General features: G+C 71.3%; 18 protein-coding genes. 13 read left to right on the plus strand and 5 right to left on the minus strand.

Features of this window, described 5'->3' with window-relative positions; all coding sequences use genetic code 11:
- Positions 1–105: 105 nt before the first annotated feature.
- The 5 genes from lpdA to ACWDSL_RS25470 all read left to right on the plus strand — a co-directional run bounded on the left by lpdA (position 106) and on the right by ACWDSL_RS25470 (position 8079).
- Positions 106–1494 (plus strand): dihydrolipoyl dehydrogenase, encoded by a 1389-nt coding sequence (gene lpdA / locus ACWDSL_RS25450; RefSeq protein ID WP_450489082.1) that lies wholly within the window; start codon positions 106–108, stop codon positions 1492–1494.
- Positions 1495–1541: 47 nt separating this feature from the next.
- Positions 1542–3335, plus strand: coding sequence for a 2-oxoglutarate dehydrogenase, E2 component, dihydrolipoamide succinyltransferase (gene sucB, locus ACWDSL_RS25455; protein WP_450489084.1), 1794 nt, complete (start codon positions 1542–1544; stop codon positions 3333–3335).
- 106 nt (positions 3336–3441) lie between these two features.
- Positions 3442–4065, plus strand: a complete 624-nt coding sequence (locus ACWDSL_RS25460) for a GntR family transcriptional regulator (protein ID WP_089506224.1) — start codon at positions 3442–3444, stop codon at positions 4063–4065.
- A 146-nt stretch (positions 4066–4211) separates the two neighbouring features.
- Positions 4212–6914: a pyruvate dehydrogenase (acetyl-transferring), homodimeric type gene (aceE, locus tag ACWDSL_RS25465; RefSeq protein ID WP_450489124.1), complete on the plus strand. Its 2703-nt coding sequence runs from the start codon at positions 4212–4214 to the stop codon at positions 6912–6914.
- A 154-nt stretch (positions 6915–7068) separates the two neighbouring features.
- Complete coding sequence (locus ACWDSL_RS25470) at positions 7069–8079, plus strand: helix-turn-helix transcriptional regulator (RefSeq protein WP_450489086.1); 1011 nt, start codon at positions 7069–7071, stop codon at positions 8077–8079.
- On the opposite strand, the gene ACWDSL_RS25475 is transcribed toward ACWDSL_RS25470, so the two are convergent.
- Entirely contained in the window at positions 8070–8990 is a 921-nt protein-coding gene (locus ACWDSL_RS25475; RefSeq protein ID WP_450489088.1) for an SDR family oxidoreductase, read from the minus strand. The genes ACWDSL_RS25470 and ACWDSL_RS25475 overlap by 10 nt on opposite strands.
- Positions 8991–9142: 152 nt before the next feature.
- Between ACWDSL_RS25475 and ACWDSL_RS25480 the strand changes: the two genes are divergently transcribed.
- Positions 9143–9661, plus strand: a complete 519-nt coding sequence (locus ACWDSL_RS25480) for a DUF4240 domain-containing protein (RefSeq protein WP_450489126.1) — start codon at positions 9143–9145, stop codon at positions 9659–9661.
- Positions 9662–9685: 24 nt separating this feature from the next.
- Here ACWDSL_RS25480 and ACWDSL_RS25485 read toward each other — a convergent pair whose 3' ends face one another.
- The gene (locus ACWDSL_RS25485) at positions 9686–10171 is read right to left on the minus strand and encodes an N-acetyltransferase family protein (protein ID WP_450489090.1); all 486 of its coding nucleotides are present in this window, start codon (positions 10169–10171) and stop codon (positions 9686–9688) included.
- A gap of 133 nt (positions 10172–10304) precedes the next feature.
- Here ACWDSL_RS25485 and ACWDSL_RS25490 point away from each other — a divergent pair, with 133 nt between their 5' ends.
- The gene (locus tag ACWDSL_RS25490; RefSeq protein ID WP_450489092.1) at positions 10305–11216 is read left to right on the plus strand and encodes a TIGR01777 family oxidoreductase; all 912 of its coding nucleotides are present in this window, start codon (positions 10305–10307) and stop codon (positions 11214–11216) included.
- Positions 11217–11434: 218 nt separating this feature from the next.
- Positions 11435–12871: an NAD(P)/FAD-dependent oxidoreductase gene (locus ACWDSL_RS25495; protein WP_450489094.1), complete on the plus strand. Its 1437-nt coding sequence runs from the start codon at positions 11435–11437 to the stop codon at positions 12869–12871.
- Positions 12872–12958: 87 nt separating this feature from the next.
- Here ACWDSL_RS25495 and ACWDSL_RS25500 read toward each other — a convergent pair whose 3' ends face one another.
- Positions 12959–14449, minus strand: a complete 1491-nt coding sequence (locus ACWDSL_RS25500) for a regulator (protein WP_450489096.1) — start codon at positions 14447–14449, stop codon at positions 12959–12961.
- A gap of 228 nt (positions 14450–14677) precedes the next feature.
- On the opposite strand from ACWDSL_RS25500, the gene lipB reads away from it, so the two are divergent.
- From lipB to ACWDSL_RS25520, 4 genes are all read left to right on the plus strand, one after another.
- Entirely contained in the window at positions 14678–15460 is a 783-nt protein-coding gene (gene lipB, locus ACWDSL_RS25505; protein ID WP_450489098.1) for a lipoyl(octanoyl) transferase LipB, read from the plus strand.
- A gap of 192 nt (positions 15461–15652) precedes the next feature.
- Entirely contained in the window at positions 15653–16603 is a 951-nt protein-coding gene (lipA, locus tag ACWDSL_RS25510) for a lipoyl synthase (RefSeq protein ID WP_450489100.1), read from the plus strand.
- A gap of 213 nt (positions 16604–16816) precedes the next feature.
- The gene (locus ACWDSL_RS25515; RefSeq protein ID WP_089506213.1) at positions 16817–17017 is read left to right on the plus strand and encodes an SCO2195 family GlnR-regulated protein; all 201 of its coding nucleotides are present in this window, start codon (positions 16817–16819) and stop codon (positions 17015–17017) included.
- A 10-nt stretch (positions 17018–17027) separates the two neighbouring features.
- Positions 17028–17708 (plus strand): DUF4191 domain-containing protein, encoded by a 681-nt coding sequence (locus ACWDSL_RS25520; protein ID WP_089506212.1) that lies wholly within the window; start codon positions 17028–17030, stop codon positions 17706–17708.
- Between the two features lie 126 nt (positions 17709–17834).
- Here the strand turns inward: ACWDSL_RS25520 and ACWDSL_RS25525 are convergent, their stop codons facing one another.
- On the minus strand, positions 17835–18302 hold the full coding sequence (locus ACWDSL_RS25525) for an RDD family protein (RefSeq protein ID WP_450489102.1): 468 nt from the start codon (positions 18300–18302) through the stop codon (positions 17835–17837).
- A gap of 218 nt (positions 18303–18520) precedes the next feature.
- Here ACWDSL_RS25525 and glnA point away from each other — a divergent pair, with 218 nt between their 5' ends.
- Complete coding sequence (gene glnA / locus ACWDSL_RS25530) at positions 18521–19930, plus strand: type I glutamate--ammonia ligase (RefSeq protein ID WP_450489104.1); 1410 nt, start codon at positions 18521–18523, stop codon at positions 19928–19930.
- 115 nt (positions 19931–20045) lie between these two features.
- Here glnA and ACWDSL_RS25535 read toward each other — a convergent pair whose 3' ends face one another.
- Positions 20046–21266: an Ig-like domain repeat protein gene (locus ACWDSL_RS25535; protein WP_450489106.1), complete on the minus strand. Its 1221-nt coding sequence runs from the start codon at positions 21264–21266 to the stop codon at positions 20046–20048.
- Positions 21267–21853 lie beyond the last annotated feature (587 nt).

A 21853-nucleotide genomic window follows, 5' to 3' on the forward strand; every position in this document is an offset into this window, starting at 1 on the left:
CAGGACAGGGCCCCCGACACCAGGGCCGAAAGCAACACGCGGCCCAACAACAGCCGCCCGGCCAACGAGGGCCGGCCCCGGCGCACCATGCATGGAGGACGTGACGTGGCGAACGACGCCAGCACCGTTTTCGACCTAGTGATCCTCGGAGGCGGTAGCGGCGGTTACGCCGCTGCCCTGCGCGCGGCGCAGCTGGGTCTGGACGTCGCCCTGATCGAGAAGGACAAGGTAGGCGGCACCTGCCTGCACCGCGGCTGCATCCCCACCAAGGCTCTGCTGCACGCCGGTGAAATCGCCGACCAGGCCCGTGAAGGTGCTGAGTTCGGTGTGAAGACCACCTTCGAGGGCATCGACATCGAGGGCGTGCACAAGTACAAGGACGGCGTGGTCTCGGGCCTGTACAAGGGTCTGCAGGGCCTGATCGCCTCCCGGAAGGTCACCTATGTGACCGGTGAGGGCCGACTGTCCTCGCCGACCTCGGTCGATGTCGACGGCCAGCGCTACACCGGCCGCCACATCCTGCTCGCCACGGGCTCGGTGCCCAAGTCCCTGCCGGGCCTGGCGATCGACGGCGAGCGCGTCATCACCTCCGACCACGCGCTGGTCCTGGACCGGGTTCCGAAGTCCGCGATCGTGCTGGGCGGCGGCGTCATCGGCGTCGAGTTCGCCTCCGCATGGAAGTCCTTCGGGACCGACGTCACCATCGTCGAGGCGCTTCCCCACCTCGTCCCGGTCGAGGACGAGAACAGCTCCAAGCTGCTGGAGCGCGCCTTCCGCAAGCGCGGTATCAAGTTCTCCCTCGGCGCGCGCTTCTCGGGCGTCGAGCACACCGCCGACGGTGTGAAGGTCTCGCTGGAGAACGGCAAGACCTTCGAGGCCGAGCTGCTGCTCGTCGCCGTCGGCCGCGGCCCGGTCTCGCAGGGCCTGGGCTACGAGGAGGCTGGGGTCGCGATGGACCGCGGCTATGTCCTCGTCGATGAGTACATGCAGACCAACGTGCCCACCATCTCGGCCGTCGGCGACCTGGTGCCCACGCTCCAGCTCGCGCACGTCGGATTCGCCGAGGGCATCATGGTGGCGGAGCGGCTGGCCGGTCTGAAGACCGTGCCGATCGACTACGACGGTGTGCCGCGGGTCACCTACTGCCACCCCGAGGTCGCCTCGGTCGGCATCACGGAGGCCAAGGCCAAGGAGCTGTACGGCGCGGACAAGGTCGTGGCCCTCAAGCTCAACCTCGCGGCCAACGGCAAGAGCAAGATCCTCAAGACTTCGGGCGAGATCAAGCTCGTCCAGGTGCGGGACGGCGCCGTCGTCGGCGTCCACATGGTCGGTGACCGCCTGGGTGAGCAGGTCGGCGAGGCTCAGCTGATCTACAACTGGGAGGCGCTGCCCTCCGAGGTCGCGCAGCTCATCCACGCCCACCCGACTCAGAACGAGGCGCTCGGCGAGGCCCACCTGGCTCTGGCCGGCAAGCCGCTGCACGCCCACGACTAGTCCCGAGCGCGAACAATCCGTACAGATCGTTAGGAGCAACCGAAACCATGGCGGTTTCCGTAACCCTGCCGGCGCTCGGCGAGAGCGTGACCGAGGGCACCGTCACCCGTTGGCTGAAGGCCGAGGGTGAGCGGGTCGAGGCCGACGAGCCTCTGCTCGAGGTCTCCACCGACAAGGTCGACACCGAGATCCCGGCCCCCGCGGCCGGTGTGCTCACCTCCATCAAGGTGGCCGAGGACGAGACGGTGGAGGTCGGCGCCGAGCTGGCCGTCATCGACGACGGCGGCGCGGCCCCGGCCGCCGCCCCCGCCCCCGCGGCCGAGCCCGCCCCCGTGGCGCAGCCCGAGCCCGTCCCGGCCCCCGTCGCCGAGGCCCCGGCCCCGGCGCCCGCTCCGGCCGCCGCCCCCGCGGGCGCGGCCGTGGGCACCGACGTCGTGCTGCCCGCCCTGGGCGAGTCGGTGACCGAAGGCACGGTCACCCGCTGGCTCAAGGAGGTCGGGGACTCGGTCGAGGCCGATGAGCCGCTGCTCGAGGTCTCCACCGACAAGGTCGACACCGAGATTCCGGCTCCGACCTCGGGCACCCTGCTCGAGATCCTGGTCGCCGAGGACGAGACCGCTGAGGTCGGCGCCAAGCTGGCCGTGATCGGTGCCGCAGGCGCCGCTCCGGCCGCCGCGCCCGCCCCCGCGGCTCCCGCCCCGGCCCCCGCCGCTCCGGCGCCTGCCCCGGCTCCGGCTCCGGTCGCCCCGGCTCCGGCCCCGGTGGCCGCCGCTCCGGCGCCCGCCCCGGTTGCCCCGGCTCCGGTGGCGCCCGCTCCGGTCGCCCCGGCCCCCGTCGCTCCGGCCCCGGTCACTCCGGCTCCGGTCGCTGCGGCTCCGGCTGCCGCTGAGGGCGAGGGTGCGTACGTGACCCCGCTGGTGCGCAAGCTCGCCGCGGAGAACGGCGTGGACCTGGCCACCGTCAAGGGCACCGGCGTCGGCGGCCGTATCCGCAAGCAGGACGTCATCGCCGCCGCGGAGGCCGCCAAGGCCGCCGCTGCCGCGCAGGCCCAGGCCGCGCAGGCCCAGGCCGCCCCGGCCGCGGCTGCGCCGAAGGCCGCTGCCGCGGCCCCTTCGCCGCTGCGTGGCCAGACCATCAAGATGCCGCGGATGCGCAAGGTCATCGGCGACAACATGATGAAGGCCCTGCACTCGCAGGCGCAGCTGACCAGCGTGGTCGAGGTGGACATCACCAAGCTCATGCGGCTGCGGGCCCAGGCGAAGGAGTCGTTCGCGCAGCGTGAGGGCGTCAAGCTCTCGCCGATGCCGTTCTTCGTCAAGGCCGCCGTCCAGGCGCTGAAGAGCCACCCGGCCATCAACGCCCGGATCAACGACGACGAGGGCACCATCACCTACTTCGACGTCGAGAACGTCGGCATCGCCGTCGACGCGGAGAAGGGCTTGATGACCCCGGTCATCAAGAACGCGGGTGACCTCAGCCTCGCCGGTATCGCCAAGAAGACGGCGGAGCTGGCGGGCAAGGTCCGGTCCAACAAGATCACCCCGGACGAGGTGTCCGGCGCGACCTTCACCATCAGCAACACCGGCTCGCGCGGTGCGCTGTTCGACACGATCATCGTGCCGCCGAACCAGGTCGCCATCCTGGGCATCGGCGCGACCGTCCGCCGCCCGGTGGTCATCAACCACCCGGACCTCGGCGAGACGATCGCGGTGCGCGACATGACGTACGTCGCGCTCTCCTACGACCACCGCCTGGTGGACGGCGCCGACGCCGCCCGCTACCTGACGGCGGTCAAGGAGATCCTGGAGGCCGGCGAGTTCGAGGTCGAGCTCGGCCTCTGAGGCCTCACAGCTGACGGCGGCGCCCCCACCCGGAGAGATCCGGGTGGGGGCGCCGTCGTCTGTCCGCCCGCCGTATTGTCATGTCAGTACCGTTCGGAGGAGTGCCATGGTCCATCCCGTCGTCCACTCGCTGCGCGAGCAGATCCGCGAGCACATCGTGGAGGGCATCGTCAGCGGGCGCTGGAAGCCGGGCGAGCGGATCGTGGAGCGCCGGATCGCCACCGAGCTGGAGGTCAGCCAGACGCCCGTGCGCGAGGCGCTGCGCGAGCTGGAGACGCTGCGGCTGATCGAGTCCGCACCCAACAAGGGCGTACGCGTCCGCAATCTGACGGCCGCCGACCTGGAGGAGATCTACCCGGTGCGGGCCGGTCTGGAGCAGATCGCGGCGGAGCTCGCCGCGCCCCGGCTGGCCGAGGACACCTCGGCCCTGGAACCCGAGGTGGCGGCGTTGTACGAGGCGGACCGAAGATCCGACGGCGAGGCCCAGGTGCGGCACACCGTGGCCTTCCACCGCGAACTGGTCCGGGCCTCCGGCAACAGTGTGCTGCTGCACACCTGGGAATCGCTCGGCATCGAGATCTGGACCACACTGTCCATCCGCTGGCTCGGCACCCGCCAGGAGTCGTACGCGGAGGAGCACCAGGCCGTCGTGGACGCGTTCCGGCGCCGGGACCCGCGGGTGGCGGAGCTCGTCAAGGAGCATGTGCTGGGCTGCGCGCCGCGCGCCTGACGCCCATCTGGCGCTGCACCCCGTGCCTACTTTCACGGCACGGAATGCCAATTTCGCCTTTCGGAGAAGTTTTTGGCCTCAAGTACTTTGATCGATCATCGATCAGAATTTACAGTCAAGACATGACCGACCTCGTCAACGGAGGGATGGCCGCAGCCAACCGGAAGCAGCCCATCCAGCAGCCCGTTCCGCAGCAGCCCAGCGAGCTCGACCAGCTCCCGGACCGCGACCCCGAGGAGACCGCCGAATGGGGCGCGTCCCTGGATGCCGTCACCCGGGCCGCCGGCCCGCACCGCGCCTCGTACCTGATGCGGCGCACGCTGGAGCGCGCCGAGACCGCCGGTCTCGGGCTGCCCCCGCTGCTCGAGACGGACTACGTCAACTCCATCCCGACCGCCGCCGAGCCCTCCTTCCCCGGCGACGAGGACATGGAGCGGCGGATCACCGCCTGGAACCGGTGGAACGCGGCCGCGATGGTCACCCGCGGCAGCCGTGACGGCCTCGGCGGCCACATCGCCACCTTCGCCTCCGCCGCCTGGCTCTACGAGACGGGCTTCCAGCACTTCTTCCGCGGCAAGGAGACCGACGGGTCGGGCGACCAGCTCTACATCCAGGGCCACGCCTCCCCCGGCATCTACGCCCGCGCCTTCCTCGACGGCCGGCTGACCGAGGCCCACCTGGACAACTTCCGCCGCGAGGCGGGCGGCTCGGGCCTGCCCTCCTACCCGCATCCGCGGCGGCTGCCCTGGCTGTGGGAGTTCCCCACCGTCTCCATGGGCCTCGGCCCGATCTCCGCGATCTACCAGGCCCGGTTCAACCGCTACCTCGCGAACCGCGGCATCAAGGACACCGCCGGCTCCCACGTATGGGCCTTCCTCGGCGACGGCGAGATGGACGAGCCCGAGTCGACCGCGGCGCTCGCCCTGGCCGGCCGCGAGGGCCTGGACAACCTCACCTTCGTCATCAACTGCAACCTGCAGCGGCTCGACGGCCCGGTGCGCGCCAACTTCAAGATCGTGCAGGAGCTGGAGGCGCAGTTCCGCGCCGCCGGCTGGAATGTCGTCAAGGCCCTGTGGGGCTCCGCCTGGGACGAGCTGCTGGCCCTCGACACCTCCGGCGCACTGCTGCGCCGGCTGCGCGAGGTCCCCGACGCCCAGTTCCAGACGTACGCGACGCGCGACGCCGCGTACATCCGCGACCACTTCTTCGGCGCCGGCCCCGAGCTCGCCCGGCTCGGCCAGGGTCTGACGGACGCCAAGCTCGCCGAGTGCTTCCACACCTCCCGGGCCGGCCACGAGCCCCGCAAGGTGTACGCGGCGTACCGCGCGGCCATGGAGCACAAGGGCGCCCCGACCGTCGTCCTCGCCCAGACCGTCAAGGGCTACACGCTCGGCCCCGGCTTCGAGTCGCGCAACGCGAACCACCAGATGAAGAAGTTGAGCGGCAAGGAGTTCCGCGCCATGCGCGACCTCCTGGAACTGCCCATCCCGGACAGCGCGCTGGACGACAAGCTGGTCCCGTACGTCCACCCCGGCGCCGACTCCCCCGAGGTGCGCTACCTCCAGGAGCGCCGCGCCGCCCTCGGCGGCCCCGCCCCGGCCCGCAAGGTCCACCCGGTCGCCCTGCCAGAGCCGTCGGCCAAACCCTTCGAGGCCCTGGCCAAGGGCTCCGGCAGCCAGGAGATCGCCACCACCATGGCGTTCGTCCGCCTGGTCAAGGACCTGATGCGGGACAAGGAGACCGGCCGCCGCTGGGTGCCGATCGTCCCCGACGAGGCGCGCACCTTCGGCATGGAGTCGCTCTTCCCGACCGCCGGGATCTACTCCCCGCTCGGCCAGACCTACGACCCGGTCGACCGCGACCAGCTGCTCTACTACAAGGAAGCGGCCAACGGCCAGATCCTCAACGAGGGCATCACCGAAGCCGGTTCGATGGCCGACTTCACCGCCGCCGCGACGTCGTACGCGACACACGGCGAGCCCATGATCCCCTTCTACATCTTCTACTCGATGTTCGGCTGGCAGCGCACCGCCGACCAGATGTGGGCGCTGGGCGACCAGCTCGGCCGCGGCTTCCTGATCGGCGCCACGGCCGGCCGCACCACGATGACCGGCGAGGGCCTGCAGCACGCCGACGGCCACTCCCACCTCATCGCCTCCACCAACCCGGCGGCGATCGCGTACGACCCGGCCTTCGCGTACGAGGTCGGCGCGATCGTGCGGGACGGTCTGCGGAGGATGTACGGCCCGGACGCCGAGGACGTCTTCTACTACCTGACCGTCTACAACGAGACCAAGGTCCAGCCGCCCATGCCCACCGGCGAGGGCGTCGAGGAGGGCATCCTCAAGGGCCTGTACCGCTACAAGTCGGCCGAGCTGACGGACGAGGGCGCCCCGCGCATCCAGCTCCTCGCCTCAGGCACTGCCATTCACTGGGCTCTGGAGGCCCAGAAACTTCTCGCCGACGATTGGGGCGTGGCCGCCGACGTGTGGTCCGCCACCTCCTGGAGCGAGCTGCGCCGTGACGCCCTGTCCTGTGACGCGGCGCAGCTCAACGGTGAAGACCGGGTCCCGTACGTCACCCGTGCCCTGGCAGGCGCACCGGGCCCGGTCCTCGCCGTCAGCGACTGGATGCGCACCGTCCCCGACCAGATCAACCAGTGGGTCGAACAGGACTGGTACTCCCTCGGCACGGACGGCTTCGGCCTCTCCGACACCCGCGAGGCCGCCCGCCGCCACTTCGGCGTCGACGCCCCGGCCATCGTGACCACCGCCCTGAACCGCCTCGCCCGCCGCGGCGAGGTCAAGCCCACGGCGGCGAAGGAAGCGGCCGAACGCTACGGCATCTGAGGGGCCTCGCCCCTCCCCCACCCCGGCCACTGCCGGCGGCCCCTCCAGCCCACCCCTGCGAGGCGCCACCGGCAGTGGCCGCGCCGCGTCCCGGGCGGGGCCCCGGGGGGGGCACACCCCGGTCGTGGACGGCTGGGCGCGGCATGATGGGCGCATGCGTGCCGCCCGGCTGATCCGTCTTGTGCTGCTGCTCCAGTCCCGGCCCTCGATGACGGGGGCCGAGCTGGCTCGGGAGCTGGAGGTCTCGGAGCGTACGGTCACGCGTGATGTGGCAGCGCTCTCCGAGGCCGGGGTCCCGGTCTACGCGGACCGGGGCCGCAGCGGCGGCTACCGCCTGGTCGGCGGCTACCGCACCCGGCTGACCGGCCTCGGCCGTACGGAGGCCGAGGCGCTGTTCCTGTCCGGGGTGCCGGCCGCGCTGCGTGGCATGGGGCTGGCGGACGCCGCCTCCGCCGCCCGGCTGAAGGTGTCCGCCGCGCTCCTCCCGGAGCTGCGCGACGCCTCGCACACCGCCGCCCAGCGCTTCCACCTCGACGCCCCTGGCTGGTGGCAGGAGCCCGAGACGCCGGACCTGCTGCCCGCCATCGCCGACGCCGTATGGGACGACCGCCGGATCACCGCCCGCTACCGCCGCCGGGACACGGAGGTGGGGCGGGAGCTGGAGCCGTACGGCCTGGTCCTGAAGGCGGGCGTCTGGTACCTGGCGGCGCGGGTCGAGGGCGGCGACTTCCGCGTCTACCGGGTTGACCGTTTCACCGCCGCGTCGCCGACCAGCGCCGGTACGAACCGCCACAGCCGCTTCGATCGGCTGGCGGACTTCGACCTCCCCGCGTTCTGGGAGGAGCGGGCCGCCCAGTTCGTCCGCTCGCTGCTGCGCGAGAACGTCGTGCTGCGGCTGACCGAGGAGGGCGCGCGGCGGCTGCCGTATGCGACGGACCGTACGGCGGGCCAGGAGGCCGTGGCGGCGGCCAAGGCCGCCGAGGGGGCCGAGGGAGCCGAGGGGGACGGGCAGGGGCGGATCACCGTCACCCTGCCCGTGGAGTCGCTGGACGTGGCGTACGAACAGCTGCTGACCCTCGGCCCCGAAGCGGAGGTGCTGGCGCCGCCGGAGCTGCGCCGGCGCTTCGCCGCGGCGGCCGCCCGCGCCGCGGAGCTCTACCGGTAGTCCTCTGCCGTCCCTTCCTTCCCGCCGAAAACCACATCCTGGAAGTAGCCGAACGCATCCGGCCGCGAGCCGTCCACATCCGTGAAGCCGTACTCCTTGGCCAGCTCCCCGCTGGACACCGACTTCCCCGACCACCGCGCCCGCTCCGGGTCCCCCGCGAGCGCCGCGACCGCCCGTCCGACGAAGTGCGGCGTCTCGGCGATGGCGAAGTGCGGCTCTCGTGCGACGGCGTCGCGCCAGTTCTCCTCGGTCACCCCGAAGTGGTCGAGCATCTGCTCGGAGCGGAGAAAGCCCGGGGTGATGGAGACGGCCGTGCCGCCGAACTCCTTCAGTTCCTGGGCGAGCCCGAAGGCCGTCCGGATGGGGGCGTTCTTGGTGAGGTCGAAGAACAGGTTCTCGCGGTAGGTCTTGTTGAATTCGGCCGTGCCGTCGGTCACCTCCACCACCAGCCCGCCCGGCCGCCGGATCAGCAGCGGCAGCGCGTAGTAGCTGGTGACGAGGTGGGTCTCGACGCCGAGGCGGAGCATCCGGAGCCCGTTCTCCAGCTCCAGTTCCCAGGTCTTCTTGTCGAAGGTGACCAGGTGCTCGCCTCCCCACACATCGTTGACGAGCACGTCAAGCCGCCCCTGCTCGTCCTCGATCCGCTCCACCAGCGCCCGCACCTGCTCGGGCACCAGATGGTCGACCGGTACCGCGATCCCCGTGCCGCCCGCGGCCGTGACCAGCTCCGCCGTCTCCTCGATGGTCTCCGTCGTCCGCCCGACCTCGCTGACCTTCTCGCGCGTGGTGCGCCCCGTCGCGTAGACGGTGGCCCCCGCCGCCCCCAGTTCCACGGCCATCGCCCGGCCCGCGCCGCGTGTCGCCCCCGCGACGAGTGCGACCCTGCCCGCCAGTGCGCCCTGTGTACTCACGTACGTATGTCCCTTCTCGGACTGGTGTGGTGTGAACGCCTCCGACCTTCGCAGTGAATCCCGCCATCTTCTGTCGTCTTTTTTCTGTCGCCTTGCATTCCGGGCCGCTCCGGCGTGCGCGGGCGCGCGTGAGGGCCGATGCTGGTCCCGTGATGGACGAGACGGAGTTCTGGGAGCTGGTCGACAGCGCTCGGGATGCGGCCGAGGGCGACCCCGAGGACCAGTCCGACCTGCTCGTCGACCGGCTGTCCCAGCTCGATCCGGACGCCGTTCTGGACTTCGCCCGCCACTTCGAGGCCCGTTCCAACCGCGCCTACCGCTGGGATCTGTGGGGCGCGGCCCAACTCCTGCTGGGGGATGTGGGCGACGACGCCTTCGACGCCTTCCGCTACTGGCTGATCGGCCAGGGCCGGGAGGTGTTCGAGGGCGCGGTGCACGAGCCGGACGACCTCGCCGAGCTGCTGGAGGGCTTCGACGAGCAGGTGGACGGGGACTGCGAGGACCTGGGTTTCGCGGCGGACGAGGCATACGAGCAGCTGACCGGCGCGGTCCTGCCGGACCTGGGCCTGCCGGCGCGGTCGGCCGAACCGGTCGGCGCGGTCCTCGACCTGGCGGACGAGGGGGCGCTGGAGGAGCGGTTCCCCCGGCTGTGGGAACGCTTCCGCGGCTGACTCAGCGAGGGCAGGGGCAGGGGCTCAGAGAGCGCGCCCCATCAGTACGTCGTCCACGTACTCCTCCTCCAGCAGGAACTCCCCCGGCAGCACGCCCTCCACCGCGAAGCCCTCGGACTCGTACAGCCGCCGAGCCGGGGCGTTGTGCCCGAGCACCCGCAGCGTGATCCGGACCGCCCCCTGGCGCCTGGCCTCCCCGTACGCCGCGCCGAGCAGCGCCCGCGCCACGCCCCGGCCGCGCGCCCAGTCGTCCACCGCCAGGCCCTGGATCGCGCGTACGTGCGCGTTGCAGGCCAGCGGGGTCGGCGGGACGAGGCGTATGAAGCCCGCCGTCCGTCCGTCGGCCTCGGCGATCAGCAGGTGGTCGGGCCGGTTCCGGTCGGTGAAGAAGGGGTCGTCCGGGTGCGGGGGCGGCTGTACGGAGTGCAGCGGGGACCAGCTGCGCCGGTCCAGGTCGGCGAGCGTCATTTCGTCGGAGAGGGCGGCGGGTCGGATGGTCAGATCGGACATGTGGGCCACTGTGCCATGCCGGCCCGACCGCGCATGAGTTCGCCCTCTCACGTCCACCCTCTTGCCCGCCCTCGCCCCCGCGTTCACCACCCGCCTCCGACGTCCCGTACACGATGGCGGGCAGGATGGGCCCATGCGTATCGCGATCACCGGTTCGTCCGGGCTCATCGGCACGGCTCTCGTCCGCTCCCTGCACGCGGACGGCCACCAGGTGGTGCGTCTGGTGCGGCGCGCGCCCCGGGCGGAGGACGAGGTCCAGTGGGATCCGCAGCGGCAGTGGGTGGACCCGCAAGGGCTCGCGGGCTGTGAAGCGGTGGTGCATCTCGCGGGTGCGGGGATCGGCGATCGCCGCTGGACCGATGCGTACAAGAAGGAGTTGCGGGACAGCCGGGTGCTCGGCACGACCGCCGTCGCCGAGGCCGTGGCCTCGCTCGACGCTCCGCCCCGGGTGCTGGTGAGTGCCAGCGCGGTCGGCTTCTACGGGGACACCGGGGGGCGCGTGGTGGACGAGAGCGCGCCCCCCGGTGACGGGTTTCTCGCCGACCTGTGCCAGCAGTGGGAGGAGGCGGCCGCGCCGGCCCAGGAGGCGGGCGTACGGACCGTGTTCGCGCGCACGGGTCTTGTGGTGGCCGCTGAGGGCGGGGCCTGGGGGCGGCTCTTTCCGCTGTTCCGCTTCGGCCTCGGCGGCCGGATGGGCAGTGGCCGCCAGTACTGGAGCTTTATCGCCCTGGACGACCACATCGCCGCGCTGCGCCACATCCTGGCCACGGATGAGCTCGTGGGCCCGGTCAACCTCACGGCGCCCGAGCCGATCACCAACCGGGAGGTGACCGCCGCCATGGGCCGGGTGCTGGGCCGGCCGACGCTGCTGTCCGTCCCCGCGCCCGCGCTGCGGCTTGCCCTCGGCGAGCTCTCCAGCGATGTGCTGGGCAGCGTACGGGCGGTGCCGCGGCGGCTGTTGGACTCGGGGTTCTCCTTCACCCACCCGGAGATCGAGCAGGCGCTGCGGGCCGCGCTGGAGGCGCGCGCCGCCGGTCGCCGCTGAGCCCCACCGGAGCCCCACCGGCCCGGCACTGACGCCCTGCCGGACAAACGTGCGACCGCTGTGCGCCCATGCTCGGTCGATGCGCGTCTGGCATCGACCATTTTTGTCCGTACTGTCATGACCGGCCCAGGGAACCCGAGTTGCGGAATGTACGCACCCGGGCTGCCGGTCGGGGGCAGCAGGCCCCTTAGCGTACGCACCGACCTCGGGGAGGGCACGTGCTCACCAGCGCGCACCGGACGGACGTCGTCATCGTGGGAGCCGGACTGGCGGGGCTGGCCGCGGCCCATCAGCTGACCAGCGCGGGGGTGACGGTCACCGTTCTGGAAGCCGCGCCCCAGGTGGGCGGCCGGATGGCCACCGATCTGCTCGACGGCTTCCGGCTGGACCGCAGCGGGCAACTGGTCAACACCTCCTTCCCGGAGCTCCAGCGCACCCCTGGGCTCGGCGGGCTGGTGCTGCGCCCGTTCTCCCCGGGTGTGCTGGTGCGCGCCGACGGCCGCACCCACCGGGTCGGCGCCACGGGCACCGGTGGCTGGGCAACCGGCAGTTGGGGAACCGGCGGCCGGGGCACGAGCGGGCGCGGAACGCATGGGCGGGTGACGAGTGAGCGGGGTGCGAACGGCCGGGGCGCAAGCGGCCGGGGCACGAGGGGCGCACTGACCACCGCACGCGCCCTCGCGAACGCCGCCCGTGCGCCCCTCGGTGGCGCGCTCGACCAGGCCCGCCTCGGCGCCGCCCTCGGCAGGCTCGCCGCACTGCCCGCCGACCGCCTCCTCACCCGCCCGGACCGGCCCGTCGCCGAGACCCTGGCCGGGCGCGGGCTGCCGGCCCGTACCGTCGAGGGCTTTCTCCGCCCGCTGCTCGTCTCGCTGCTCAGCGACCCCGAGTTGACCACCTCGAGCCGCTGCGCCGACCTGGTGCTGCGCGGCTACGCGCGAGGCCGCCTGTGCCTGCCCGCGGGCGGCGCCTCGGCCGTCCCCGAGCTGCTGGCCGCGGCCCTGCCGCCGGGTACGGTACGCACCGGCATACGCGCCGTGACGGCCTCCACGACCGCCGTGGCCACCGCCGAACACGGCGAGATCGCCTGCCGTTCGATCCTGGTGGCCACCGGCGCCCGCGCCGCGGCCGACCTCCTCCCCGGGCTGCGGCTGCCGTCCTTCCACCCGGTCACCGTGTTGCACCACACCGCGGACAGTTCGCCGCTGCGCGAGCCCGCGCTGGTGCTCACCGCCGGGGACCACGGCCCGGTGGCCCACACCGCCGTCGCCAGCGAGGTCGACCCGTCGCGCACCCCGCCCGGCCGGGTCCTGATCACCTCCACGGTCCTCGGCGCCGCCGCGGCCCTGCCGACCGCCGAACTCGACCGGGCCGCCCGGGCCCAACTCGCCGCGGTCTACGGCACCTCCACCGTCGGCTGGGACCTGCTGGCCGCGCATCACGACCCGTACGCGGTCCCCGCCATGCCCGCCCCGCACGACCTGCGGCGCCCGGTCCGGCTGCTGTCCGGCCTGTACGTATGCGGGGACCACCGCGACTCAAGCACCGTGCAGGGAGCTCTCGTCTCCGGCCGCCGCGCCGCCCGGGCGATCCTCCACGACCTCGGCGCCCTCCCCGGCGCCGAGCCCACAGCCCCGGACGCGGCGGCGGCCTGACCCGCCACGCCCGGAGGACCTGCGGGGCGGCGGGGGTTTCGCCCGCCGCCCCGCGCCCAAGCCCAGGCCCTACCTTCAACCCAGGCCCTACCCCAGCGCCGCCACCCGGTCCCGGTACCCCCGTACCGCCGCCGCGTCCCGGTACGGCTCCAGCCGCCGCTCGAAGTCGCGTACGTAGTCCATGGCCCGCGCCGACCGCATCTCGGCCGCCTGCTGCGCCGCCTCCGCGCCCAGCGCGCAGGCCTGCTCCAGCTCGCCGAGGCCCAGCCGGGCCGTCGCCAGCACCACGCGGCAGAACAGCCTGCTGCGCGCGAACGCCTTGCCGCGCAGCTGGAGCGAGCGCTCGGCGTGCTGGGCGGCGGCGCGGTACTGCTGGAGATCGCGATGGCAGTGGCCGAACTCGTCGGCCAGCTGCGCCTCGTCGAAGAACCGCGCCCAGTAGGGCACGTCGTCCGCGGGCCGGGACGTCTCCAGTGCGCGCTCGGCGCGCGCCAGCGACGCGGTACAGGCCCGGACCTCGCCGAGCACGGCGTGGCCCCGGGCCTCCACGGCGTGCAGCAGGGACTGCAGGGCGGGCGGGGCGCCGGCGCCCATGCCCTGCTGGGCCACCCGGGCCAGCTGGACGGCTTCCCGTCCGTGGCCCAGGTAGACGGCCTGGCGGCTCATCGTGACCAGCACATAGCTGCCGTACGGCCGGTCCCCGGCCGCCTGTGCGAGCCGCAGCGCCTGGACGAAGTAGCGCTGGGCCAGGCCGTGGGCGGCGATGTCGTACGACGTCCAGCCGGCCAGCCGGGTCAGATCGGCGATCGCCGCGAACAGCCGCCGCCCGGTCGCCTCTCCGTAGGTGCCGCGCAGCATGGGCTCGCCCTCGTGTTCCAGATAGCGCACCAGGGCCTGTCGCGCGTGTCCGCCGCCGTACGTCTGGTCCAGCGAGCGGAACAGCTCGCCCACCGACCGCAGTGCGGCGATGTCCCCGGCGGTGACCCGGTAGCCGGGCCCGCGCTGGGAGCGGTCCGCCTGCCGCTGCCGGGGCAGCGGCGCCCGGCCGGCCGGCGGGCCGGGGGTACGGCCCGCCACCCTGGGCCCTGGTGGGCCCGCGGCGGCGGGTGCCGTCGGTGGCTCGCCGCGCGCCACCTTGTCGTCGGGCCGCCCGATCAGCCAGTCGCGGCTGGGGACCACAAGACCGGCCGGGGTGAAGGCGATCTTGCGCAGTTCGGCCTGGCTGCCGGAGTCCTTGCGCCACAGCCCGCTGACGATGTCCACCGCCTCCTGCGGGGTGGCGGCGAACTCCAGCCCGGCGTAGACCGGGGCGCATGCGTCGAGGCCCAGGTCCTGGGCGGTGAGCCGGCGCCCCAGGCGCCGGGTGAAGACCTCGGCGATCAGCGCCGGGGTGGTGCCGCGCGGCTGCTGTCCGCGCAGCCATCGGGTCACGGATGTTTTGTCGTACCGCAGGTCCAGGCCGTGCTCGAGGCCGAGCTGGTCGACCCGCCGGGCGAGCCCGGCGTTGGAGAAGCCAGCCTCCGCGATGAGCGCGGCGAGCTGACGGTTGGGAATGCGCTGCGGAGGTCGTTCCGTCATCAGCCTGCCGGTCTCCCTGATCGCTTCGTGGAAACGGCCCGAAAGTAGCCGCCGCTGAGGCACTGATCGTCTCGGTCGCCCCGCATTCATCCGATCGTGTGAGGGGTCGGGTGCGGCGTCGGGGGAGAACGATCCGGATGCGGGGGCCGGATTCGCCGGACGTACAGTGGCTGAGGCGCCCGGAGTCGGGCGCCGGAGCGCTGTACGAGGTCCGAAGGGATTGCCGCCGTGAGTGAGCTGCGCTTTGTCCATCTGGGGTTCGGGGCGGACGCCGTCGAGTACCAGGAGGCATGGCAGGAGCAGAGGCGGGTGCACGCCGCTCGGTTCGCCGATGAGGCGCCGGACACCTGTCTGCTGCTTGAGCACCCGCCGGTCTACACCGCGGGCCGGCGCACGGCGGACGACGAGCGCCCCCTGGACGGCACCCCGGTGGTGGACGTGGACCGCGGCGGCAAGATCACCTGGCATGGTCCGGGGCAGCTCGTCGGCTATCCGATCGTCAAGCTGCCGCGTCCGGTGGACGTCGTCGCGCATGTACGGCGTCTGGAGGAGGCCCTGCTGCTGACCTGTGCGGAGTTCGGTCTGGAGGCCACCCGGGTCGAGGGCCGCAGCGGGGTGTGGGTGCTGGGCGATCCGGTGGAGGAGCGCCGCGCGCTGGGCGGGCTGAACCTGGACTTCGATCCGCGCGTGGCCGACGAGGAGTTCGACCCGCGGCTGAACGGCCCGGAGTACGCCCCGTCCAACGCCGGGCAGCGCCGCGAGGACCGCAAGCTCGCCCAGATCGGGGTGCGGGTCGCCAAGGGCGTGACGATGCACGGCTTCTCGCTGAACTGCAACCCCGACACCACCTGGTTCGACCGGATCGTGCCGTGCGGGATCCGCGACGCGGGGGTGACCTCGCTCTCGGAGGAGCTGGGCCGCGATATCTCCGTGACGGAGGTGGTTCCGGTGATCGAGAAGCATCTGCGGACCGTCATGGAGTCCGCCGTACCGCTACCGCGCGCCGTCTGACCGCTGCCCCGGCCCCGGCCCCGGCCCCGGCCCCGGCCCCGGGGAATGGTCCCCGGGGGCCATTCCGTTCTCTGGCGGGGTCCCTGGCCGTAAGGGCGTACGAATGACGGGCGTACGCTGGGGTTCACCAAAGATTCGATGCCTCTCCAAGCACTGACAAGCACTACTGACAAGCACTAAGGAGTGCCGGACGTGTCCGCAGTCGCACCCGACGGACGCAAAATGCTGCGCCTTGAGGTCCGGAACAGCCAGACGCCCATCGAGCGCAAGCCCGAGTGGATCAAGACCCGCGCGAAAATGGGTCCCGAGTACACCGAGCTGCAGGGCCTGGTGAAGCGCGAGGGCCTGCACACCGTGTGTCAGGAGGCGGGCTGTCCGAACATCTACGAATGCTGGGAAGACCGCGAGGCGACCTTCCTGATCGGCGGCGACCAGTGCACCCGGCGCTGTGACTTCTGCCAGATCGACACCGGTAAGCCGCAGGCCCTGGACCGGGACGAGCCGCGCCGGGTCGCCGAGTCCGTCCAGTCCATGGAGCTGAAGTACGCGACGGTCACCGGTGTCGCGCGCGACGACCTCGAGGACGGCGGCGCCTGGCTGTACGCCGAGACGGTCCGCCAGATCCACTCGCTGATGCCGGACACCGGCGTCGAGCTGCTGATCCCGGACTTCAACGCGGTGCCCGAGCAGCTCGCCGAGGTCTTCTCCGCCCGCCCCGAGGTGCTGGCGCACAATGTGGAGACCGTCCCGCGGATCTTCAAGCGCATCCGCCCCGGCTTCCGCTACGAGCGCTCGCTCGAGGTGATCACCAAGGCGCGTGAGGCGGGTCTGGTCACCAAGTCCAACCTGATCCTGGGCATGGGCGAGGAGCGGGCGGAAATCAGCCAGGCGCTCCAGGACCTGTACGACGCGGGGTGCGAGCTGATCACGATCACGCAGTATCTGCGGCCGAGCGTCCGGCACCACCCGGTGGACCGCTGGGCCAAGCCCCAGGAGTTCGTGGAGCTGAAGGAGGAGGCGGAGGAGATCGGCTACGCCGGTGTCATGTCCGGCCCGCTCGTCCGCTCCTCGTACCGCGCGGGCCGGCTCTACCAGCAGGCGGTCGAAAAGCGCGGTAGCGCGGTGGCCGCTCAGGCGGTATGACCACCGGATGTGACCAACACGCTATGTGAGTACGGGCACACGCACGCTCGCACCTTGGACAATGCCGCTGGTCAGAGCGAGACCAGCGGCATTTCAAGGCTTCATCGGTGTTTGACCGGCCGGTCACGCGCTGGTAACACCTTTGGGTAACGATTAAGCCACACAACGTTCTGTGTGTGGGCTCTGATCATCCGCTGCTCCCGAGGGGGACCCATGTCGGCCGCGCCCGTACGCCCGCCGTCCGTCACCGACGCACTGCTCGTTCTGGAGGGGCTGCTGCTGGGCGGCGGGCAGCGCACCGCCCGCCGTAACGCCTGGACCGCGGTCCTGGAGGACCGGCGCCGCGCGAAGGACCGTCACGAGGCCGAGCACGTACTGGAGGCCGTGTCCACCGGGGCTTCCCAGGCCACGTAAACTTCGCTGTATGGCGAGGAAGGAAACATCCGAGAACCCCGGGCGGCTGAAGCAGATCGCCCTGACCTACAAGATGACCAAGAAGGTCGACTCAAAGGTCGGTCTTGTCGTCGCCGCGGTGGGAATCGTCACGTTCGGTGTCTTCCTCGCGATCGGCTTCTGGATCGACCACCCGATCTTCCTGGGCATCCTGGGCTTCGTCCTGGCCTTCCTCGCGATGGCGATCGTTTTCGGCCGCCGTGCCGAGCGAGCGGCCTTCGGACAGATGGAAGGACAGCCGGGCGCGGCGGCGGCGGTGCTGGAGAACGTGGGCCGTGGCTGGTCGGTGACGCCCGCGGTGGCGATGAACCGCAACCAGGACGTCATCCACCGGGCCGTCGGCAAGGCGGGCATCGTGCTGGTCGCGGAGGGCAACCCGAACCGGCTGAAGTCCATGCTGGCCGCGGAGAAGAAGCGGATGGCGCGCATCGTCGCGGATGTCCCGGTGCACGATGTGATCGTGGGCACCGGTGAGGACCAGGTGCCGATCAAGAAGCTGCGCACCAAGCTGCTGAAGCTGCCGCGGGTGCTGCCCGGCGGCCAGGTGACCGCGGTCAACGACCGGCTGCGGGCGCTGGGCGATCTGATGAGCAACATGCCGATCCCCAAGGGCCCGATGCCCAAGGGGATGCGGATGCCGAAGGGCCGCTGAGCCCCGTACACCAAGCACAACAGGACCGCATACGACTGGGGCGGCCCGGAATCGAGATTCCGGGCCGCCCCAGTCGTTTCAGCAGTCGTCTCAGCCCAGTCGTACGAGCACCGTCCTCAGCCGGCCTCAGGCCTGGATCTGCACCGAGTTCGCGAACCGGTCGTGCAGACCGCGGGTGTCCCGGTCCCAGACCACCGCGGGGATCACGATCAGCACCAGCACACTGCGCAGCACCACCCGCGGCAGACTCAGCCGCCCGCCGCTCGCGGAGATCACGCGCAGCTTCAGCAGCAGCTTGCCGGGCGTGCAGCCGACCGTGCCGACGGTGACCACGCTCAGTACGAAGAAGACGGCGAGCGCCCAGTTGCCCGCCGCCTGCGCCTTGCCGCCGGACAGCAGCGCGTAGGAGACGAGCAGGCACAGTCCCCAGTCGATGAGCAGCGCCCCGAGGCGGCGCCCGATGGGCGCGATGGAGCCCGGCCCGCTCTCGGGCAGCCCCAGTGCCTCGCCCCGGTATCCCAGCTCGACGCCCATGTCCTCGGCGGCCGCGCGCGGCCCGGAGAGCCATGATCCGATTGCTTGCCTCTTGTCCACCGGACCACGGTACTGCGACGGCATACATTCCCTGCGGACCGGGCCCCGGCCTCACATGCCCCACGCACACCAGACGTATGCCGGTTAACCTGGGTGAAACAAATGGGTCATGCTTGGGAAATCCCGTCTGCCTATGGTCGGCCCCAGCGCGCCAGCCGCACATGAGCCGCGCGACCGAACAAATCCCCGTCCCCCGCGGCCGGGCTAGGAGGAGTTGGATGTTCCAGAACGCCGACGACGCTCGGAAGTTCATCTCGGACGAGGACGTCAAGTTCGTCGACGTCCGGTTCTGTGACCTTCCCGGCGTCATGCAGCACTTCACCGTACCGGCGGAGGCGTTCGACCCGCACGAGGAGCTCGCCTTCGACGGTTCGTCGATCCGCGGCTTCCAGGCGATCCACGAGTCCGACATGGCCCTGCGTGCCGACCTGTCGACGGCCCGTGTCGACCCGTTCCGCCGGGACAAGACGCTCAACATCAACTTCTTCATCCACGACCCGATCACGGGTGAGCAGTACAGCCGTGACCCGCGGAACATCGCCAAGAAGGCCGAGGCCTACCTCGCCTCCACCGGTATCGCCGACACCGCGTACTTCGGCCCCGAGGCCGAGTTCTACGTGTTCGACAGCGTCCGCTTCGAGACCAAGTCGAACGAGGCGTTCTACCACATCGACTCCGAGGCGGGCGCCTGGAACACCGGTGCGCTGGAGGACAACCGCGGCTACAAGGTCCGCTACAAGGGCGGCTACTTCCCGACCCCGCCGGTCGACCACTTCGCCGACCTGCGCGCCGAGATCAGCCTCGAGCTGAACAAGTCCGGTCTCCAGGTCGAGCGCCAGCACCACGAGGTGGGCACCGCCGGTCAGGCCGAGATCAACTACAAGTTCAACACGCTGCTCGCCGCGGCCGACGACCTGCAGCTGTTCAAGTACATCGTCAAGAACGTGGCGTGGCGGAACGGCAAGACCGCGACCTTCATGCCGAAGCCGATCTTCGGTGACAACGGCTCGGGCATGCACGTCCACCAGTCGCTGTGGCAGGGCGGCTCCCCGCTGTTCTACGACGAGCAGGGCTACGCGGGCCTCTCGGACACCGCCCGCTACTACATCGGCGGCATCCTCAAGCACGCCCCGTCGCTGCTGGCCTTCACCAACCCGACGGTGAACTCCTACCACCGTCTGGTCCCGGGCTTCGAGGCCCCGGTCAACCTGGTGTACTCGCAGCGCAACCGCTCCGCCGCGATGCGTATCCCGATCACCGGCTCCAACCCGAAGGCCAAGCGCGTCGAGTTCCGCGCCCCGGACTCCTCCGGCAACCCGTACCTGGCCTTCTCCGCCCTCCTCCTCGCGGGTCTGGACGGCATCAAGAACAAGATCGAGCCGGCCGAGCCGATCGACAAGGACCTCTACGAGCTGGCCCCCGAGGAGCACGCGGGCGTCCCGCAGGTCCCGACCTCGCTCCCGGCCGTTCTCGACTCCCTCGAGGCCGACCACGAGTTCCTGCTCCAGGGCGATGTCTTCACCTCGGACCTGATCGAGACCTGGATCGACTACAAGCGCACCAACGAGATCGCTCCGCTGCAGCTGCGTCCGCACCCGCACGAGTTCGAGCTCTACTACGACGTGTGAGCCGAGGTCGTCTGACATAACGGCAGTCAGATACAGCGGTGACGGCCGCCACCCACTCGGGAGGCGGCCGTCACTGTTTTCAGCGCCCGGCGGCTTCAGGCGGGGTTCGGCCCGCTCACGTGCCGGTCACGACGTGCGGGTCGGAGGCGCCCGACGTGTTGAAATTGCCGCTTCCGCCGTAGGTCGCCGAGACCGTGTAGGTGCCGGCCACCAGGACGGTGGTGTCGTTGAACACCGCGAAGCCGTTGCTGTCCAGCGCCACACTGGTGGGCCCCGAGACGACGTTGCTCCCGGAGTCCGTGACGGTGAAGGTGACGTTCCCCGTGGGGGTGCCGGCACCCGGAGGCACCGCTGCCACGAAGGCGATGTAGGTGATGGGACTTCCCGTCGTGCTGGGGTCGGGGAAGGAGGTGACCGTGGTCAGCGTGTTCGCCTTGTTCACCTGGTGGGAGCCGGTCCCCGTCGAGGTGAGGAAGTTCGTTGTGCTGGGGTTGTAGACGGCGGTCACGGTGTACGCGGTGGCGTTGGCGTTGAGGGCGCTGGTGGTGAAGGTCGCCACGCCGGCGACCAACGTCCCGCTGCCGGTGACCGTGCCGCCGGGGCCGCTGATGGTGAAGGAGACCGTACCGGTCGGGATGCCCGTGGCGGGCGGGTTCGTCGTGACGTTGGCGGTGAACGTGACCGGCTGCCCGAAGACCGACGGGTCCGGCACGTCGCTCACCGTCGTGGTCGTGGCCGCCGGTCCGGGGGTCACCGTCTGCGTGTCGAAGCCGGTGGATGGCAGGAACTTCGTGTCGCCGCTGTAGATCGCGGTGATGGCGTGCGTACCGGCCCCCAGGGTGTTCAGGTTGATCGTGGCCTGGCCGACGCCGTTCAGGGGCGCGTTGAACGTTCCGCCTCCGGAGCCGGTGACGACGAAGGTGACCGAGCCGGTCGGCGTGCCCGTCGCGGGGGCGACCGCGGTGACCGTGGCGGTGATCGCCACGTTCTGCCCCAGCGCCGACGGGTCCGGCGTCGAGACCACCGAGGTGGTCGTCGTGCCCTGGAGGATGAGCACGGTGCCGAAGCCGGTGGAGCCCGTGAAGTTGGCGTCGCCGGAGTACGTGGCGGTGATCGGGAGAACACCGGGGGTCGAGCTGGTGAAGTTCGCCGAGGCCACGCCGCCCACCAGCGCCGGGCTCTGCGAGGGAGGTGTCGCTCCGGGGATGGAGATCGTCACGTTGCCCGTGGGGGTCCCGAATCCGAACGGGATCACGGTGGCGGTGACGGTGAAGGACTGGCCGACGACCGCCGGATTCGGCGATACGGTCACCAGGGTGAACGTGGGACTAGGCATGATGAGCCCTCCGAGCTGCGTGCTGCTGTGTGCTGTGGATGGATGACGGTGGGCCGTGTCGCGCCGCGTGCAGCCTTGAGCCGGGCGGAGCGGGCGCTTCATGTGTCAGGGGGGCTCATCACGGCGACTGACGCTGCGTCACATACGCGTCGCCGTCCCCCGGCAGATGGGGAAACCCACCGGTCAGTACGACTAGTAGGCGCGCCGTCAACACGGTTACGCCATAGAGATGACCGCGAATTACCCTGAATGGCGCAGCGCTCTACGGCTCGCGGGGCTCGGGCGGCGTATGCCGTGCGGCGCGGGTTAGGCATATGAACGCTGCCTCCCGCCTCGCAAGACCCCCACCTCAAGACCCCCGCCTCAGGATCCGCCCTGAAGATCCGTTGCCGGAGATCACTCCCGGAGATCCGTTTCCGCAGATCACCAGCGTTCAGCCGGACCCCGCTCGTTCCGTGGCGGCTATGCCATCCTGTTTGTGTGAGCGCCATCACGTGTGTGGGTGGCACGCAGGCGCGGCCAGGAGGTGGAATGGCGACATGGCCGGCCAAGGCGGCTCCGGAGTGGACATCACGCGGCCGAGGAGG

Source organism: Streptomyces sp. NPDC000941 (genome assembly GCF_053599555.1).

Coding starts and splice junctions, on each gene's coding strand:
- ACWDSL_RS25470 (WP_450489086.1), top strand. CDS start 7,069: ATGCGTGCCGCCCGGCTGATCCGTCTTGTGCTGCTGCTCCAGTCCCGG.
- ACWDSL_RS25490 (WP_450489092.1), top strand. CDS start 10,305: ATGCGTATCGCGATCACCGGTTCGTCCGGGCTCATCGGCACGGCTCTC.
- ACWDSL_RS25500 (WP_450489096.1), bottom strand. CDS start 14,449: ATGACGGAACGACCTCCGCAGCGCATTCCCAACCGTCAGCTCGCCGCG.
- ACWDSL_RS25485 (WP_450489090.1), bottom strand. CDS start 10,171: ATGTCCGATCTGACCATCCGACCCGCCGCCCTCTCCGACGAAATGACG.
- sucB (WP_450489084.1), top strand. CDS start 1,542: ATGGCGGTTTCCGTAACCCTGCCGGCGCTCGGCGAGAGCGTGACCGAG.
- ACWDSL_RS25520 (WP_089506212.1), top strand. CDS start 17,028: ATGGCGAGGAAGGAAACATCCGAGAACCCCGGGCGGCTGAAGCAGATC.
- aceE (WP_450489124.1), top strand. CDS start 4,212: ATGGCCGCAGCCAACCGGAAGCAGCCCATCCAGCAGCCCGTTCCGCAG.
- ACWDSL_RS25515 (WP_089506213.1), top strand. CDS start 16,817: ATGTCGGCCGCGCCCGTACGCCCGCCGTCCGTCACCGACGCACTGCTC.
- glnA (WP_450489104.1), top strand. CDS start 18,521: ATGTTCCAGAACGCCGACGACGCTCGGAAGTTCATCTCGGACGAGGAC.
- ACWDSL_RS25460 (WP_089506224.1), top strand. CDS start 3,442: ATGGTCCATCCCGTCGTCCACTCGCTGCGCGAGCAGATCCGCGAGCAC.
- ACWDSL_RS25480 (WP_450489126.1), top strand. CDS start 9,143: ATGGACGAGACGGAGTTCTGGGAGCTGGTCGACAGCGCTCGGGATGCG.
- ACWDSL_RS25535 (WP_450489106.1), bottom strand. CDS start 21,266: ATGCCTAGTCCCACGTTCACCCTGGTGACCGTATCGCCGAATCCGGCG.